This window comes from Nitrobacter vulgaris, from assembly GCF_002028545.1.
Classification (GTDB): Bacteria; Pseudomonadota; Alphaproteobacteria; order Rhizobiales; family Xanthobacteraceae; genus Nitrobacter; species Nitrobacter vulgaris.
The window spans coordinates 25739-42365 of the sequence record NZ_MWPQ01000069.1 but is presented as its reverse complement, the minus strand read 5'-3'; the positions used below and the strand labels follow the sequence as shown (position 1 = coordinate 42365).

Here is a 16627-nt window from a genome sequence, read left to right as displayed (position 1 = left end):
ACGTCATGGTCGCGCGTGCTCTGCTCGATGAACTGACCTTCGGCGCGGTGTCGCGGCGCGAGCGACCTGTGGCGTCGCACCTGCCCTATACGCGCCACGTCGACGATCACATCATCAAGACCCGCGACGGACTGGTCCTCACGGTACTCAAGCTCGACGGCTATTCCTTTGAGACCTCCGACATGAGCGAGGTCAATGCGCGGTTGCTGGGCCGCAATGACGTGGTCCGCACCCTCGCCAATTCGCGGTTCGCGCTCGCGACCCACATCATCCGGCGCGAGGTGCAGCCCCGCATCGAATCGACCTTCGACAATCCGCTCTGCCGTGAACTCGATGAGCGCTACGACGCGGCGCTGTCGCAGCGCCGCATGTTCGTCAACGACATCTATATGACCCTCGTGCGCCGTCCCCTGCAGGGGCAGGCTGGCACCTTCGACGTGATGCTGACCAGGCTGCTCGGCCGCAAGGACGAAGCCGGAGAGTCCGTCGCGGCGCAAACTGCCTTGACTGAGCTTCGCGACGCCGCAACCGCGGTCCGTGAAAACCTTGCCGGATACGGCGCCCGCCAGTTGGGCGTGGTGCTCCGGGAGGGCTTGTGGTTTTCCGAGCCGCTCGAGTTCCTGGTGCAACTCATCAATGGCGGCATCCCGCGCCCGATGCACCTGCCTCGCATGAACCTCGCGGACGCGCTGTCGATGAAGCGGATCTTCTTCGGCCGCAACGCGATCGAAATCCGCGGCGCGGGACCAGAAGATACGCGCTTCGGCGCCATGGTGTCGATCCGCGAATACCCGGCGCAGACCGGGCCGGGCTCGTTCGACAATCTCTTGCGGGTGCCGCACGAGTTCATCGCAACGCAGACCTTTGCCATTGTGGACCGGCCGGAGGCGGCCAAGCAGATCGACCGCGTGTCGCGCCAGGTCGACATGTCGGACGAGGCCGGGTCCATCGTCGCCGAGCACCTCGACGAGGCGCGTGACGAGCTGCTCGCCTCGGAGGCGATCTACGGCGAACACCACATGACGGTGTTGTGCCTCGGCCGCGACCTGCCGGAGGTCGGGGCGGCGGTTACGGCGGTCGGCGCCGCGCTAACCGATCGTTCGGTGATCTGGAGCCGGGAAGATCTGAATTGTGAGCCCGCGTTTTGGGCGCAGTTTCCGGGCAATTTCCAATACATCGCCCGCAAGGCCGTGATCTCGTCGAAGAATTTCGCGGGCTTCACCTCGCTGCATAACTATCCGAGCGGGCGGCCGGACGGCAACCATTGGGGGCCGGCGATCTCGGTCTTCGAAACCACCTCGCAGACGGCTTACTATTACAACCATCACGTCCGCGATATCGGCAACTTCACCGTCGTCGGACCGACCGGATCCGGGAAGACAGTCTTTCTGTCCTTCATCGCGGCGCAGACGCAGCGCGTGCAGCCTCGACCGAAATTGCTGTTCGTCGACAAGGACCGCGGTGCCGAGATTTTCATCCGGGCGCTCGGCGGCCAGTACGAGACCTTGATGCCGGGCGAACCGACCGGATTCAACCCGCTGTCATTGCCGGACAGTGCGCCCAACCGCGAATTCCTCTACCAGCTGTTCGCCTTCATGTTGCGGCCTGCGAACGGCGCGGATTTGACCGCGTCCGAGGAGCAGGTGATCCGGAACGCGATCGCCGCGGCGCTCACCGGCGGTCCGGCGGGTCGCACCCTGAAAGCTTTCTCTACCCTGTTGCGCGGCCGCATCAGGGCAGGGGACGGCGATCTGCTGGCGCGCCTCGAGAGCTGGATGCGTCCCGACCAACGCGGCTGGCTGTTCAACAACGAGGAGGATCAGTTCTCGCTGTCGAGCGTGTTTGGATTCGACATGACGCGGGTGCTCGACGATCCGGTGATCCGTACCGCAGCACTGATGTATATATTCCATAGAACGGAGGAGCTGCTCACCGGCGACCCGGTGATGATCTTTCTCGATGAAGGCTGGCGACTCCTCGATGACGACGTGTTCGCGTTCTTCATTCGCGACAAGCTCAAGACCATCCGCAAGCAAAACGGCATTGTTGGTTTCGGCACGCAGTCTGCCGCTGACATCGTGCGATCGAAAGCATCGAACACGCTGATCGAACAGACCACCACCAACATCTTCTTTCCCAATCCGAAAGCCGACGACGAAAGCTACCAGAAGGCCTTTCGCCTCTCCGGGCGCGAGGTCGCCTGGATCCGCGGCACGGTCCCGGAAAGCCGTTCGTTCCTGATCAAGCATGGCCGCGACAGCGTCGTGGCGCGGCTCAACCTCGCCAGCATGCCCGACCTGATCAAGGTGCTGTCCGGGCGCACCGAGACGGTCGCCGAGCTCGACGCGCTGCGCGCGCGCGTCGGCGATGACCCGGCGGTATGGCTGCCGATCTTCATGGGGAGAAGCCAGGGATGAAGCTCCAGATTGCGATCTTGGCGGCGGCCCTGTTGTCCGGCGTTGCGCCCGCGCTAGCGGATATTCCGGTCAATGACGCGGCGCAATTGACGCAGCGCTCGCAGACCGCCAGCACGACCGTGAAGCTCGTGCCGGTGACGACGCAACGGCAGGACGCCAATAGCGGCGTCAAATGCGCGGTGACCACCGGCAAGCAAGCGACCATCACCAACCCCACCGTGGAGCCGCAAAGCGGCGCGGGCAGCCAGGCGATCCAGTCGTACGCTCCCGAAATGCCGGCGGTGCCCGATCCAACCGCCCAGGGCACTGCGCTCAACAGCCAGACCTTGTTCAAGTCGAGTGGTGACGTGGTGGCGGGGTTGGAGGCCAGCCGCTCGACAATGACGGCGGCCCAGACGGCGTTCCAGGCGGCCGGCCAGCAAGTCGGAACAGCGCCGACAGTAATGGCCGCAATCGACATGAACAGCGCGGCGCGGCTGCAAAACAACCTCGCTTGGAATAGCGCGACCGGCTCGGCCAATCTCTGGGTGACGGCGATCAATGCCCTGAATCTGGCGATGACGAGCGACATGAGCCGGTCGGCGCTCGGCATGCGCGCAACGGCCAGTGCTGCCCAGGCGACATCAAGTCCGGTCTGTCCCATCGGCATGGTTGGATCCGGGACGGCGGCCGATCCCTGTCGGGCGTCGTCGGCGTGCTCGACAACGCCGCCCGGATCAACGCCAGACCCCGCCTGCGTGAGTGCGCGCTATGTCGATACCGACGGCAACGTCATCTTTTACCTCGCCCAGGAGCAGAACGCTGCCAACATCGGCAATGCCGGCGCGAACGCCGCGTTAACGGTCACTGAGGTCACCGCGGCGCTTGCCGCGATTTCCGCCAACAGCCGATAGGGAGGGCCCAATGCGTTGGATTTTCGTACTCGCAGTAGTCACGTCGGCATTGGCCGGCGCGGTGCCCGCGATGGCGCAGGTCGCGGTGATCGACAGCGCAAATCTTTCAAAGGCGCAGCAGATCGCGACCAGCACCCGGCAGATCCTCACGGCCGATCAACAGATCCTCCAGTTCACGCAGAAGACCCTGCAGGCGGTGACCGGCGACCGGTCCTCGCAGGCGCAAGGCACGCTCGCGCAGATGGCGCTTGGCGGCGGCTTCTCGATGGCGCAGGCGCCCTCCCTCGGCTCGGTGATTTCGGGCGGGGCGTTGTCGTTCGCCGGCATGGGATCGGCGTCTCAGAACATCGTCTCGACCCTCATCAACGGGCTGCAGTTGGTGCAGACCATTACCGGTCTCGTCAACGGCCAGGCCCACCCCGCCGACACCGCATACAAAAACTCCGTCAACGTTGCTGCAACGCTATCTGGGCTGATCAACTCGACACAGAGCGCTGTACAGCAGCGCTCGTCGGCGTTCACGCAAGGCGGCCAGCAGATCGGCCAGGCGCAGGACCTCAAAGGCAGTGTCGACCAGAACACCCAAGTGCAGATCCAGACCGGGCAGACGATCAACGAGCTCAACGGGGTCGTCAACAACGCCGCGGCCGCCGCCAATCAAGCGAACCTTGACCGCATTGCCGCGGAATCGTCCGCCGCGCGCGCGATGAAATTCACACAGTAGTCATCAACGTGATGGGGGCGGTATGTCCGTGCGTGTTCTGATCCTTGTTGTCGTCGTCGCCCTCATTGTCGGCGTCGCCGTCGGCCACTACGCGCTTCCGCGAGGCGACGCATCTGCGATCAGCGGCAGGGTTGAGGCCGGCGTCGGACAAGAAGACCCGGCCAAAGCCGCTTCGCGCGCCATGACGTTCACGCAACCGAAGGCGCCGGCCCGGTGAGGACGGTGCTCGCACTACTCGTCGTGGCGTTCACGGCCCTCGCGCTCGCCGGCTGCGCCTACAAGCCATTGAAAGCGCCCTGCTCACCTGACGAAGGCGGGACACCGCTCGCTTATTCGGACGTCGCGCCACCGACCGTCCCGGGAGCTTTCCAGCACCTCGACCGCTGCGGCCCGATGCGGCCGATCTGAGAGGGGCGATGGGAAACACCTTCAATATTACGACGCTCCTGCAATCGGTTGATCAGCTCGGTCAGAACTATGTCTCCACCGCTTACCAGGCGCTGGCCAGCGCGGCGACCTCGGGGGGCGGTACCGGCGTCGCCGGCTTGCTGCTGACGCTCTACGTGATTTTTTGGGGTGTCGGAATTTGGCAGGGCACCGCGACAGGCGGCCCCGCCGACCATGCCTTTCGACTGTTTCGCGCGATGCTGATTTACGCCATGGCCACGAAGTGGGGCGACTTCCAGACACTCGCGTACAATTTCCTCAACGACGGCCCCTCCGCAATTGGCAACGCGCTCCTGAACGCCGTCACGTCGGCCAACAACACCGGCACGTCCGCAAATCTGAATTCCGTCAACGGTGTCCAGTCGGCGCTGCAGAATATGTGGAACACGACCAACAGCGCCACCGAGGCCTTCCTCCAGAATGCCGGCATCACCAATTGGGGGCCTTACATTTTCGCAGCTGTCTTCTACGTCGTGATGGCGATCATGATCGGCTTTGCGATCTTTCTCATCGTGCTGTCGAAGATGTTCATGTGGCTGTTGCTGGCGTTGGCGCCGCTGTTCATCATCCTGCTGCTGTTCGGCGTGACGACACGGTTCTTCAGTGGCTGGCTCAGCGCGCTCGTGCAGTATTTCCTGGTCCAGGTGCTCGTCTACGCTTTCCTCGCCTTCTACGTCTCGCTGATTCAGCAGACGATCGACACGCTCAACGGCGTCGCCAATTCCAAATTGGCGACCTGGGCCACCATCGGCCCGGTCGTGCTGCTTGCGATCATCGGCATTCTGCTGCTCAGCCAGATCAACAATGTTGCGGCGGCGATCGCCGGCGGCGTGCCGATTTTCTCACCGCGCATCGGATCGGTCATTGCCACCGCTACAGGCTATCGGCTCGGCGCTGTCGCCAACCGGGCGCGCCTTGCCTTCCGCAACCCGCTCAATCCCGCCTCGACGTCGCGACGCGAGGAGCTCGCCGCGCGTCAACGTGCGCGCGTCGGTCTTCGCGCTGGGTCATGGGCGCAGTCCGCGGAATTTCGTCGTCTTGCCGACCAACTCCGCAATCCCGGCGTGCCGCCGGCGTCGAGTGGCGGAGGTCGGCCATGACGGAAACTGTGTCAACAGAGCCCGCGCGCGTCGATCCGCGGTACTACGCCGACGGCGCGACCTGGGAACGCGACATCGCCCGACGAAACCGCACCTCCCGCGCCCTGGCTTGGATCGTCGCCACTGTGATGACCGTGGTTGCGGTCGGGGCCCTCGGGACGCTGGCCTTACTTGTTCCCCTCAAAACTTACGAGCCCTACATGGTCGTGGTCGACAAGACCACCGGCTTCGTCGAAGTGAAGCGCCCGATGGCGGAGGGCCCGTTGACGCAAGACGAGGCGGTCACAACGTTCAACGTCGTGCGCTACATCAAGGCGCGGGAAACCTATGATCCGAAGGCGTTGAAGGACAACTTCGACCTCGCCCAGCTGCTGGCGACAGCGGACGCCGCGCGCGAATTGACGGAAATCTATTCGCCCGCCAATCCGAGCAACCCCGTCAAGGTCTACGGCACCAACACGGTCGTCGCAGTCACGATCAAATCGGTGACGTTCCCGAACAACCGGACCGCGCTGGCGCGGTTCTCCACCGAGGAGAAATCGTCGACCAACATCGTCACCCGCAACTGGGTCTCGCTGGTGCGGTTTCGCTACACCTCCGCGCCGATGCGCAACGAGTGGCGCTTCGACAATCCGCTCGGCTTCCAGGTGCTGGAATATCGCCGCGATCAGGAAACGGCGCCTTCGCCCGGAACTGTGGGTGCGCAGCAATGAAGAACCGTCGTGTCGTCGCCGGTCTGATCCTCTGCATCACGGCGAGCGCCGCCCACGCGGAGGCGTTGCCGCGCCCTGGTCGCACCGATTCCCGTGTCCGGGATGTCGTCTACAACAGGGACAACGTCACCGCGATCGACGCCAGCTACGGCACCTCGACGATGATCGAGCTGCAGCCGGACGAGAGGATTGAAACGCTGGCGCTCGGCGACTCGATTGCCTGGAAGGTCGAACCGAACCGCAAAGGTGACATCATCTTCGTCAAGCCGGTCGACAAGAACGCGATATCGAACCTCAACGTCGTCACCGACAAGCGCATCTATTCGTTCTTGCTGCGCTCGAACACGCGGCCGCCCGGGGGACAGATTTACGCGGTGCGGTTCCGATTCCCGGACGACGAGGCGAGCGCGAAGCTTTTGGCCGAGGCCAAGAGGCGTGCCGCCAATCCCAATCTTAAGGATCTTAATATTGCCAACGCCAACAGCGACTATGGCTACAAGGGCTCCTCCGTGAACAAGCCGGTCGCGGTGTTCGATGACGGGACCAAGACCTGGTTCCGGTTCGAGGGCGAGACGCCGGCGATCTACATCGTCGACGCCGACCGCAACGAGAGTCTTGTCAATTTCCGGACCGAGGGCCCCTACGTCATCGTCGACAAAATCTCGCCGCAGTGGACGCTCCGCAACGGCCAAGAGTCGACCTGCGTCTTTAACCGCCGCCTCACCAACGTGCATGAGCCGAACGGGCTGGAGCCCTATAAGCCGCAACGTGTGGGTGCGGCGACGACCGTGGGAGGCTGATCATGCCCACGCCTGACGACTACCGCTCGTTCGAACTGGAAGCCGCGGCGGCAACTTCCGTCGCTCGCGGTCGCACCGCGCTGGGCAGTTTCCTGAAATTTGGCGTGCCAATCGGCGCACTTATCGTTGCGGGCTGGATGATCTACGGAACGGTCGCGCGGCGCTCGCCAACCCTGACAACGCCGGACAAGGAGGAGTTTACGACGACGCAGTTTCCAGCGCCGTCGCTCTCGACCCCTCGGACGCAGACCAGTCAGGGCACCATCGTCATCCCGCAGGCGCCGGCCGAACCCGCCCCACCACCTCCGGTCGCGCCTCCTCTCGCGCTGCCGGCACCACCGCCCCCCGAACCGCCGCTGGCAGGCGTCCCACCCAACGACGACGAAGCGCGCCGTCTCGCCGAGCTCGAGCGCCAACGACAGGAGGAGGAGCGCCGCCGGTGGGAGCGCCTGCGCGCCCCGCAGGTCATCACTGACAACGCCGCGGCCGCGGCGAAGGCTGCGAACTCGAATGAAGGAGGCAGGGCTGCGAGCGGCCCGGAGGACGATCCCAACCGGCGTTTCCTCGCCTCGGTGTCTGCCGCCGGCGTCGAGGTCTCGCGCGCAAATAAAAACAACCGGATCGACGCGCTGGTGGCGCAAGGCACGATGATTCGCGGCGTGCTCGAGACGGCCCTTCAAAGCGACTTGCCGGGCATGGTGCGCGCGGTCGTGAGCGAGAACGTCTGGTCGTTTGATGGACGTCGTGTACTCATTCCGGCGGGAAGCCGCCTGGTCGGCGAATACAAATCAGGCATCGCACAGGGACAGACACGCGTGTTTGTCGTCTGGACGCGGATGCTCCGATCCGATGGCGTTTCGGTGCAGCTCGGCTCGAACGGGACCGACGACCTCGGGCGCGCCGGCAATGCCGGCTTCGTCGATAACCACTACGTCGAGCGGTTCGGCTCTGCCGTCATGCTCTCGCTCGTCGGCGGCGTCTCGCAGTTCCTCAGCGCCTATGGTCAGAACACCAACGGCTATGGCAACGGCACGGTCATCACCACCACGGACCCGGTGACGGGGATGGTCACGCAGACACAGACGGGCGTGAATCAAAACCAGTTGAGCCTACAGGCGCGCCAGATCGCAGCGCAGAATGTCTCGCAGACGCTGACCAACATCGCGCAGGAGGCGCTCAGGAATTCGATCAATATTCCGCCGACCATCTATCTCGACCAGGGCACGCGGATCATCGTCTTCGTGCGTCGAGATCTCGACTTTTCGGCGCTCTATCCGGACCCGGTCAAGCAAGCCCTGAGGGAGCTGAAGCGTGAACGCGCTCGCACGAAGCCTGACGGTCTTCATTGACCGCGCACTGGATCCGATCCGCACCTGGCTCGACGATGACCGGGTCGTCGAGATCTGCGCCAACGGTCCGGGCGAGGTCTGGATCGAGCGCTTCGGGCAGGCCGCCATGGAGCGCCACGAAGTGCCAAGCCTGACGGAGAACGCCATCCGGCACCTCGCCGAGCGTGTCGCGGGACATTCGGGCCAGAGCGTCAACGAGGAGCATCCGTTGCTGTCGGCGGCGCTGCCGACGGGAGAGCGGTTTCAGGGTGTCATGCCGCCGGCGACGACGGCGGGTGGCGCGTTCGCGATCCGCAAGCAGGTGATCAAGGAAATGCGGCTCGACGATTACCGCAAGCTGGGTTCGTTCGAGAAGGTGACGACGGCAGGAGAAGGCGCGCTCTCGGAAACCGACCGGCGCCTGTGCGAGTACCTCGACGCCGGCCGCATCGAGGACTTCATCCGGCTCGCCGTTGTCAGCCACTACTCGATCCTGCTGTCGGGCGGCACGAGCTCCGGCAAGACTACGTTCCTGAACGCCATCCTCAAGGAGGTGCCGATTGAGGAGCGCATCATCACCATCGAGGATACCCGGGAGGTCAATCCGCTTCAAAAGAACTACCTGCCACTCGTCGCTTCCAAGGGCGACCAGGGCGAAGCGCGCGTCACGGTCGAGACGCTGCTGCAGGCCTCAATGCGGCTGCGGCCGGACCGCATCTTTCTCGGCGAGATCCGTGGCGCCGAGGCCTATTCATTCCTGCGCGCCATCAATACCGGTCATCCGGGGAGCATCACGACCGTGCACGCCGACAGTCCCGCGGGCGCCTTCGAGCAACTTGCCTTGATGGTGATGCAGGCCGGGCTCGGCCTGCGCCACGACGAGATTGTCGGATACATCAGGTCGGTGCTTCCGATCGTCATTCAGCAGACAAAGGTCGGCGGCTGGCGTGGCACGTCGGCGGTGCATTTCTCGCGCATGGCGGAATGGCGGGAGCAGCGGCGAGGGGGGAAAGGCCGCCATGGCACGCGTCGTCGCCTATAGGATCGGCGTCGCGATCCTGCTGCTGCTCGCCTTCTGGCTGCTGTGGAGCATGGCCTACGAGGTCGTCGTGGCGCTGCGCTGGGCGCCGACGCGATTTCCCAGCGAAGGCGCGTCGCGCTGGGCTCTGTTCCGGATGCAGAACGCCGACCGCTCGGGCGACTTCTTCTTGATAGCCTGGCGGCATTTCTACGAACGACTTCTCTACGGCCCAACGCGGATAGAAGCCCTCATTCGGGCCGGTTACGCCGCCGCCGGGGTCGTGGCGCTGGGCGTCGCTGGCGTCCTGTTTGCCTTCATCAACCGGCGCCAGATGCCCTTCGGGGCAGCGCAGTTCGGCAATGTCATGGAGGCGGCGAAGCAGGGCCTGACGACCAAGCGCGGCATCGTGCTCGGCACCCTAAGCGGGGCGACGCTCCGCTCGGACGAACCCGCCCACATCCTGGTCGTCGGACCGTCGCGCTCGGGCAAGGGCACCGGCTTCGTCCTGCCGAACGGCTACCTCTGGCAAGGCTCGGCCGTCTTCTTCGATCCCAAGCGCGAGAACTTCGACGCGCTCGCCAACCACCGCGGGCGAAAAGGCAACAAGGTCTTCATGTTCTCGCCCGGGTCCAACGACACGCACCGCTACAATCCGCTCGACTTCGTGCGGCGGGACGAGCGGATGGCGACGGACTGCCTGGTGGTCGCCTCTTTCGTGATCCCGGAAAAGGCCGACGACACCTGGGCTGGCGCCGGTCGCCTGTTGCTGTCGGCACTGATTGGCTACGTGCTGTCGTCGCCTCTGATTGCCGCCGCGCAGCACATGCGCACCGTCGCGCGGATGACGACAACGGGGAAGGACATCTCCTCGGTCCTGCGCGCGATCGTCAAGACGGAGCACCAGAACTTGCCAACCTGGGTCGTCGATAGCTTCAACCAGTACATCGCACTCGAGCCTGAAACGCGCAACAGCGCCGTGTTCAACGTCAACATGGCGATGTCGCTTTGGAACAACGGTCTGATCTCGGCCGCCACGGAGACGTCCGACTTCGACATCCGCGAGCTACGGCGCACACCGATGACGATCTTCATCGGCTGCACGATCGCGGAGCTGTCGATCTTCCGGCCGCTGATCCGGATCCTGTTCCAGCAGATCCATGACCTGCTGATGGTGAAGATTCCTGGCGAGGATGAGCCGCATCAGGTGCTGCTGATGCTCGACGAGTTCTACCACGTCGGGCGTATGGATTCGCTGATCTCGAAGATCACGATCAGCGCCGGCTACGGCTTCCGCATGGCCATCGTCATGCAGGATCTCGCGCAGCTCGACGAGCTCTACGGCAGGAACACGCGCATCACCACGGTCTCGGGCTCGCAGATCAAGCTGTTCATCCAGATCAACGACCTCGAGACCTCGGAATTTGTATCTGAAATGCTCGGCGAGACGACGCAGGTCTACAAGACGCCGATCCAGCGGCCAGGGCAGGGGATCTTCGCACCGCGCGTCTGGGCGCCTCATTACATGCCGCGGCCACTGCGCAGCCCGCTTGAGTTGCGCGAGATGTCAGCTCGGCTTTCGATCCTCATGGTGAAGAACTCGCGGTCCTTCGAGCTGACAAAAATCCGGCACTATCTGGACAAGCCCTACCGCAACTACTTCGAGCGCGCGAAGGACTCTCCGCCAGTCCTCCCGAGGCTGCGCGCTTGGCAGGACGAGTCCCTGCGCGGGGCGATCAACCCGGCGTCGGAGCAGCAGGACGCACCACAGCCGCCGCCCGCTCCCACCCCTTCCCGGACGCGCATGCCAACGACGCGACGTGCGGCCCAGCGCGCGGCGACCAAGGCCAAGCCGGAGCCGGCGGCTCAGGACGAGGCCACGCCGCTAACGCTCGCGCCTCGGCGTCATGCGGGTCCACCGTCCCAGCCTCAGCCGCGCAAGGCGCTTTGCCTCGGCGCGGTGCCTCCTCCGCCCCCCGGCGAGAGCTGCGACGTGCGCGAGATCCTGGCCGCGGCGGCCGGGGAGCAAGACGCCGGCTTCAACGCCATGACGGGCGAGCTCCGCGAGGAGTCGAGCCCGAACGTGAGGCAGGCGGTCGAAACGCTCGATGCTTTGCACCGCTCCTTCGGAGACGACCAAAAATAATTCGCGGCAACAAATTAGGATGCACCGCCGCGCCAGGCTCGTCCGGCATTCATGCTCTATTCTCGCCGGTTCCGAGTACGACGACGGTCTTCTCGATTGCTTTATCGGCAACGGCCGTCGCCGACTGTTACTCTTTCTGGAGTAAAGGGAGTCCGGTCGCAAGCGCCCCTGAAAATCTGTAGGAATGTACGGACTTACGAGACATCCTTTCTCTTGAGCCAAGGGCCGGAAGGATGATCGGAATGCACAAATTCAGGCGCGACGGGGACAGCACGAGCCAGCTCTGTCTTCGGAATGGAAAGGTTCTTTATCTATAGGCCTTCCTGGCTGCGCGGGGCTGGATCTCAGTCTGGCGGATGACTGGAGGCAGCGATAGCAGGATGGTCGGCGACCCGCCCAGTTTGTGTCGGCACGATCCGCAACACCCTCAGCGCGTTCAGTATAACAGCCACGTCGATCAGTTCCTGCAGCACGGCTCCCTGCACGGGCGTCAGGTACCCCAGTGTGGCAGCGATCATTCCGGCAACTGAGAGGCCGATGCCGGCCGCGACACTCTCCAGTGCTATCCGGCGGGATCCTTGCGCAATTTCGACCCCGGGCAATAGTCGATCCAGATGATCGACCAGCAACACGACATCCGCTGCCTCGGCCGAGGCAGCGGCGCCACGCGCGCCCATAGCGACCCCGACGTCGGCGGCGGCAAGAGCCGGCGCATCGTTCACGCCGTCGCCCACCATCATGACCGGGCCGTTCTTGTGCTCGGTCAAGATTAGCAGAACCTTTTGTTCGGGGCTCAGGTCGGCCCGGACGTCGTCAAGCCCCAGCCCATCGGTCACAGCCTCGGCTACGGCACGGCGGTCGCCAGTTGCCAGAAGGATCCGGCCGATTCCCAGCCGCCGTAGTCCCGTAAGAAGCTCGGAAGTGCCCGATCGGAGTGCATCGGCCATGACGAGGTGACCCATGAGCTTCCCGTCGATCGCCAGCACCACGAGGACAGACCCGAAGTCGAGAACCTGCTTCTTGAACCTCTCTGAACCGATCTGCGCCGTCACGAAATCGGTACCTCCCACGACAACGCTGCGGCCCATTATTGTTCCTTCAATACCCTCGCCGGGAGTCTCCACCACGTCTTCGGGAATGGGCAGAGTGATGCCTTGCGCACGGGCCCCTGCAACAATCGCCCGTGCCATCGGGTGTTTGGAGGCCTGCTCCAGAGCGGCGGTGAAAAAAAGAGCTTCTTCCCCGGACATGCCCTCGCGGGTCTCGATCGAAACGATCTGCGGACGTCCGTCTGTCAGCGTTCCGGTCTTGTCGAGGATCAGTGTCCTGACCCGCGCCAGCGCCTCCAGCGGTTTTGCACCCTTGATAAGAACCCCGAAATGCGCCGCGCGCGACAAGCCGGCGACAAGGGCCACCGGCACGGCGAGGATTAAGGGGCAGGGCGTCGCCACAACCAGAACCGCCACCGCGCGGATCGGATCGCCGGTGAACCACCAGGCGGCAGTTGCCAGAGCGACAGTGACAGCGAGGAACAACAGGGAATAACGATCGGCCAGCCGGGCCATCGGCGCCTTAGACGCCTGCGCCGCCTCGACCAGCCGGACAATCCCGGCATAGGTGCTGTCAGCTGCCCGGCGGGTCACACGCAGATCGAATGCATCCCCCGCATTAGTCGAGCCGCTCATCACGTCCTGGCCACGGTTTAGCCCAGCCGGCATCGACTCGCCGGTGAGCGCCGACTGATCTAGCATCGCGCGGTCGCTCTCAACCATCCCGTCCACCGGCGCAACGTCACCCTGCCGGATCAGCAGCAGATCGCCCGGTGCGACGTCGCCTAGCGGCACTTCATCGAGCGCGCCGTCGCGGTGGCGGGTCGCGGTCCGGGGAACGCGCGACAGTAGATCGCTCATCTCGCGCCGGGCGCGACCTTCCGCAAAACTCTCGAGGAAGGTACCACCTGAATACATCAGCGCGACCACGGCAGCTGCCAGCGTTTCGCCGAAAAACAGAGCCGCCGACATCGAAAGGGCAGCGACGATGTCGAGCCCAACTTCGCCTTTCACGAGGCTTCGGACGATTTCAACCAGAAGAGCGGCCAGAACCGGGACGACACCTGTAGCCCACGCGATCGTCGCAAGCTCAGGCTTGTCCGCCACCGTCAGGCCGAGACCGCACATGAGCCCGATCAGGGCAATGGCCAGCAAGGCGACGTTCAGGCGGTTGTGCAGCAATGGATTCATAAGGTGTTCACCCCGGGGTCAAGCGCATGTCAAAGGCAGCCCTCGGACTTGTCGCTTCAGCCATTTGTCAACGGGCGATCATCCACCCACCTCCAATCGCGGATCTCTGGCATGTCCTGGCCGTGCGCGCGAATGTATGTGCGGTGCTCGAGCAACTTACCGTCCATCGCCTGCTTCAATCCGACGCGGATGCCCTTCAGTTTCGGCCCTCGGTCAAGCACGCTATGCACGAGATGGTAGCGGTCGAGACCGTTGAGCACGGTCATGTCGAAGGGCGTCGTCGTCGTGCCTTCTTCTATTGTAGCCGCGCACATGGATGTTGTCGTGATTAGACCTGCGATAGGTGAGGCGACGAATCGTTCAAGGATAGCCGTAGTAGGCAAAGATGACTGGCCTGTCGGTGGCAAAGAGCGCGTCGAACTCCCTGTCTAAGAGGCCGTGCGGATGATGCTCCTTTGGCCGCATGCCGTGATGCCGCGCGCGGCAAGCGCTTGGCGGAACCAGTCGGCGTCGCATGTTCAAACCATCGGCCGCCAGAAGGACAATCTCGGCGCGCAGCGCATCCGCCCGCTCGATCTTGCGACGTCGCACCCTCCGCTTCCAGCTCGCTGCGTTCCTTCTCGCTGAGAACGATCTCCACCGCAGCGGAGCTGTCATCGCCGCCTCCGAATCTTCTGGATGCAGAGATGGAATCATGACCAGCCATAAATGCATAGAAATTTCAGAGACAGGACGCTAGGGAACGGTTGCGCGATCATCTCTTCGATTGGCCCCCGCGCGGCCGCTTGCCTCGGGCCGGTGCGCAGAAGGCTGAATGCAGCGCCTCCACGACAGTTAAAACCTCCGGCCGTGCGATGGAATAATAGACCGTCGTTCCTTCGCGACGGGCTTCGACAAGCCCGTCCGACCTGAGCCGCATGAGCTGCTGCGACATCGGCACCTGTTCGATCCCGAGCCCTTGACGCAATTCAGCGACTGACCTCTCGCCGTCCACCAGGGCGCAGAGCACCAGCAGGCGCTGCGGGTGGGACAGGCTGCGCATCAGTTCCGCGGCCGATTCCGCCGCCGGCATCATATCTCCTACATTCATAGTATTGAATTTATACTCCTTGAATGTTATAAACAAGCTGTCCGACCTTCCCGAGAGGCCGACGCAAGGTTCAAAGGACAATTTGCTCCTGCCTTGAACCAGATCAAGACGCAATGCGCGATGTCAGGGAAACTCGACGGATAATCGGAGGAATAGTCCATGTCTCACATTGTCGTTCTCGGCGCGGGCCTTGGTGGAACCATCATGGCCTATGAGATGAAGACCAAGCTGCGGCGAGATGATCGTCTCACCGTCGTTAATCTCGGCTCGACCTATTCGTTCGTGCCTTCGAATCCGTGGGTCGCCGTCGGCTGGAGACAGCCGGCGGATATCGAAGTCGACCTCGCTCCGGTATTGAAACAGAGAGGCATCGAACTGCGGCCGGAGGGGGCCAAACGCGTCGAGCCGGCTGAAAATCGGATTCAGCTCAATGACGGCACATCCATTTACTACGACTATCTGATTATCGCCACCGGACCTGACCTTGCCTTCGACGAGGTGCCGGGGCTGGGCCCGAATGCCCATACCCAGTCCGTCTGCCAGACCGATCATGCCCTTCAGGCCAAAGTCGCATTCGACAAACTCGTCAAGACGCCGGGACCGGTGGTGATCGGCGCCGTGCAAGGCGCATCCTGCTACGGCCCGGCCTATGAATTCGCCTTCATCCTCGAAACGGCCTTGCGCAATGCGCGCGTCCGCGACCGCGTGCCGATGACCTTCGTGACGCCGGAGCCCTATATCGGCCATCTCGGGCTCGACGGCGTCGGCGACACCAAGGGCCTGATCGAAAGCACGATGCGCGACCGCCACATCAAATGGATCACCAATGCGCGCACGACAAAGGTCGAACCTGAAAAACTCGTCGTCGAAGAAGTCAACGACGACGGCTCGGTCAAGGCAACGCACGAACTGCCCTTCGCCTTCTCGATGCTGCTGCCGGCCTTCCGGGGCGTCCCGGCCGTTCTTGGCGTCAAGGGCCTGGCCAATCCGCGCGGCTTTATCGTCATCGACAAGCACCAGCGCAACCCGACCTTCCCGAACGTTTTCGGCGTCGGCGTCTGCGTCGCCATTCCGCCGGTCGGCAAGACGCCGCTCGCGGTGGGCGTGCCGAAGACCGGTTTCATGATCGAATCCATGGTCACCGCCACGGCGGAGAACATCGCTTCGCTTCTCAAGGGCGAGCACCCGAAAGCGGTCGCCACCTGGAACGCGGTCTGCCTCGCCGATTTCGGCGACGACGGCATCGCTTTCGTCGCCCAGCCCCAGATCCCGCCGCGCAACGTCAACTGGTCGTCGCAGGGCAAATGGGTCCACGCCGCCAAGATCGGTTTTGAAAAATACTTCCTGCGCAAGATGCGTCAGGGCAAGGCCGAGACCTTTTACGAAAACCTCGTCCTCGACATGCTCGGGATCAAGAAACTGAAGGAAATTCACGTGGAGACGGCCGAACAGGCGCAGTCTTGAAGCAGAGGAGAAACGACAATGACGATCGATCGCGCCGTGATGATGTTTGCCGGCTTCATGGTTCTTGTCTCGCTGGGGCTCGGATTTTACGCGTCGCCCTGGTGGTATCTGCTCACAATCTTCGTCGGGGTAAACCTGATCCAGGCGTCGGTCACAGGCTTTTGCCCTTCGGCCATGATCTTCAGGAAACTGGGCTGTCCGGCCGGCGTCGCATTTAAATAACGACGAGACCTTCTCTATCCGATGG

General features: G+C 63.4%; 15 protein-coding genes and 1 pseudogene. 13 read left to right on the top strand and 3 right to left on the bottom strand.

The genetic code is table 11. The annotated features are described in order from the left end of the window. The first annotated feature begins 5 nt into the window (after positions 1-5). Genes B2M20_RS18005 through B2M20_RS17955 form a run of 11 tightly spaced genes read left to right on the top strand, consistent with a single transcriptional unit; the run spans position 6 to position 11586 of the window. Positions 6-2417 carry a VirB4 family type IV secretion/conjugal transfer ATPase gene (locus tag B2M20_RS18005; protein WP_079448392.1) on the top strand — a complete coding sequence of 804 codons (2412 nt, stop codon included), beginning with the start codon at positions 6-8 and terminating at the stop codon, positions 2415-2417. Next, on the top strand, positions 2414-3310 hold the full coding sequence (locus B2M20_RS18000; RefSeq protein WP_079448391.1) for a hypothetical protein: 897 nt from the start codon (positions 2414-2416) through the stop codon (positions 3308-3310). The genes B2M20_RS18005 and B2M20_RS18000 overlap by 4 nt, the downstream gene beginning before the upstream one ends. Positions 3311-3320: 10 nt before the next feature. Then, on the top strand, positions 3321-4034 hold the full coding sequence (locus B2M20_RS17995) for a conjugal transfer protein (protein WP_079448390.1): 714 nt from the start codon (positions 3321-3323) through the stop codon (positions 4032-4034). A 22-nt stretch (positions 4035-4056) separates the two neighbouring features. Continuing rightward, positions 4057-4251, top strand: a complete 195-nt coding sequence (locus tag B2M20_RS17990; protein ID WP_079448389.1) for a hypothetical protein — start codon at positions 4057-4059, stop codon at positions 4249-4251. A 5-nt stretch (positions 4252-4256) separates the two neighbouring features. Further along, entirely contained in the window at positions 4257-4442 is a 186-nt protein-coding gene (locus B2M20_RS17985; protein ID WP_244553588.1) for a hypothetical protein, read from the top strand. A gap of 8 nt (positions 4443-4450) precedes the next feature. After that, entirely contained in the window at positions 4451-5581 is a 1131-nt protein-coding gene (locus B2M20_RS17980; RefSeq protein WP_079448387.1) for a type IV secretion system protein, read from the top strand. Beyond that, the gene (locus tag B2M20_RS17975; RefSeq protein WP_079448386.1) at positions 5578-6294 is read left to right on the top strand and encodes a VirB8 family type IV secretion system protein; all 717 of its coding nucleotides are present in this window, start codon (positions 5578-5580) and stop codon (positions 6292-6294) included. The genes B2M20_RS17980 and B2M20_RS17975 overlap by 4 nt, the downstream gene beginning before the upstream one ends. Further along, on the top strand, positions 6291-7094 hold the full coding sequence (virB9, locus tag B2M20_RS17970; RefSeq protein ID WP_079448385.1) for a P-type conjugative transfer protein VirB9: 804 nt from the start codon (positions 6291-6293) through the stop codon (positions 7092-7094). The genes B2M20_RS17975 and virB9 overlap by 4 nt, the downstream gene beginning before the upstream one ends. 2 nt (positions 7095-7096) lie before the next feature. Further along, positions 7097-8443: a type IV secretion system protein VirB10 gene (virB10, locus tag B2M20_RS17965; protein WP_079448384.1), complete on the top strand. Its 1347-nt coding sequence runs from the start codon at positions 7097-7099 to the stop codon at positions 8441-8443. Next, positions 8406-9464 carry a P-type DNA transfer ATPase VirB11 gene (virB11, locus tag B2M20_RS17960; protein WP_079448383.1) on the top strand — a complete coding sequence of 353 codons (1059 nt, stop codon included), beginning with the start codon at positions 8406-8408 and terminating at the stop codon, positions 9462-9464. Before virB10 ends, virB11 begins: the two co-directional genes overlap by 38 nt. Then, on the top strand, positions 9442-11586 hold the full coding sequence (locus B2M20_RS17955) for a type IV secretory system conjugative DNA transfer family protein (RefSeq protein ID WP_079448382.1): 2145 nt from the start codon (positions 9442-9444) through the stop codon (positions 11584-11586). Before virB11 ends, B2M20_RS17955 begins: the two co-directional genes overlap by 23 nt. Before the next feature lie 344 nt (positions 11587-11930). On the opposite strand, the gene B2M20_RS17950 is transcribed toward B2M20_RS17955, so the two are convergent. The 3 genes and pseudogenes from B2M20_RS17950 to B2M20_RS17940 all read right to left on the bottom strand — a co-directional run bounded on the left by B2M20_RS17950 (position 11931) and on the right by B2M20_RS17940 (position 14898). Beyond that, the gene (locus B2M20_RS17950) at positions 11931-13826 is read right to left on the bottom strand and encodes a heavy metal translocating P-type ATPase (protein WP_079448381.1); all 1896 of its coding nucleotides are present in this window, start codon (positions 13824-13826) and stop codon (positions 11931-11933) included. A 56-nt stretch (positions 13827-13882) separates the two neighbouring features. Further along, positions 13883-14291, bottom strand: a pseudogene (locus tag B2M20_RS20455) (phosphoketolase family protein); the annotation flags it as partial. A gap of 289 nt (positions 14292-14580) precedes the next feature. Continuing rightward, complete coding sequence (locus tag B2M20_RS17940; RefSeq protein ID WP_420799343.1) at positions 14581-14898, bottom strand: ArsR/SmtB family transcription factor; 318 nt, start codon at positions 14896-14898, stop codon at positions 14581-14583. Positions 14899-15075: 177 nt separating this feature from the next. Here B2M20_RS17940 and B2M20_RS17935 point away from each other — a divergent pair, with 177 nt between their 5' ends. Beyond that, positions 15076-16380 carry an NAD(P)/FAD-dependent oxidoreductase gene (locus B2M20_RS17935; RefSeq protein ID WP_079448379.1) on the top strand — a complete coding sequence of 435 codons (1305 nt, stop codon included), beginning with the start codon at positions 15076-15078 and terminating at the stop codon, positions 16378-16380. Between the two features lie 18 nt (positions 16381-16398). Next, the gene (locus B2M20_RS17930) at positions 16399-16602 is read left to right on the top strand and encodes a YgaP family membrane protein (RefSeq protein WP_079448378.1); all 204 of its coding nucleotides are present in this window, start codon (positions 16399-16401) and stop codon (positions 16600-16602) included. Positions 16603-16627: the final 25 nt, after the last annotated feature.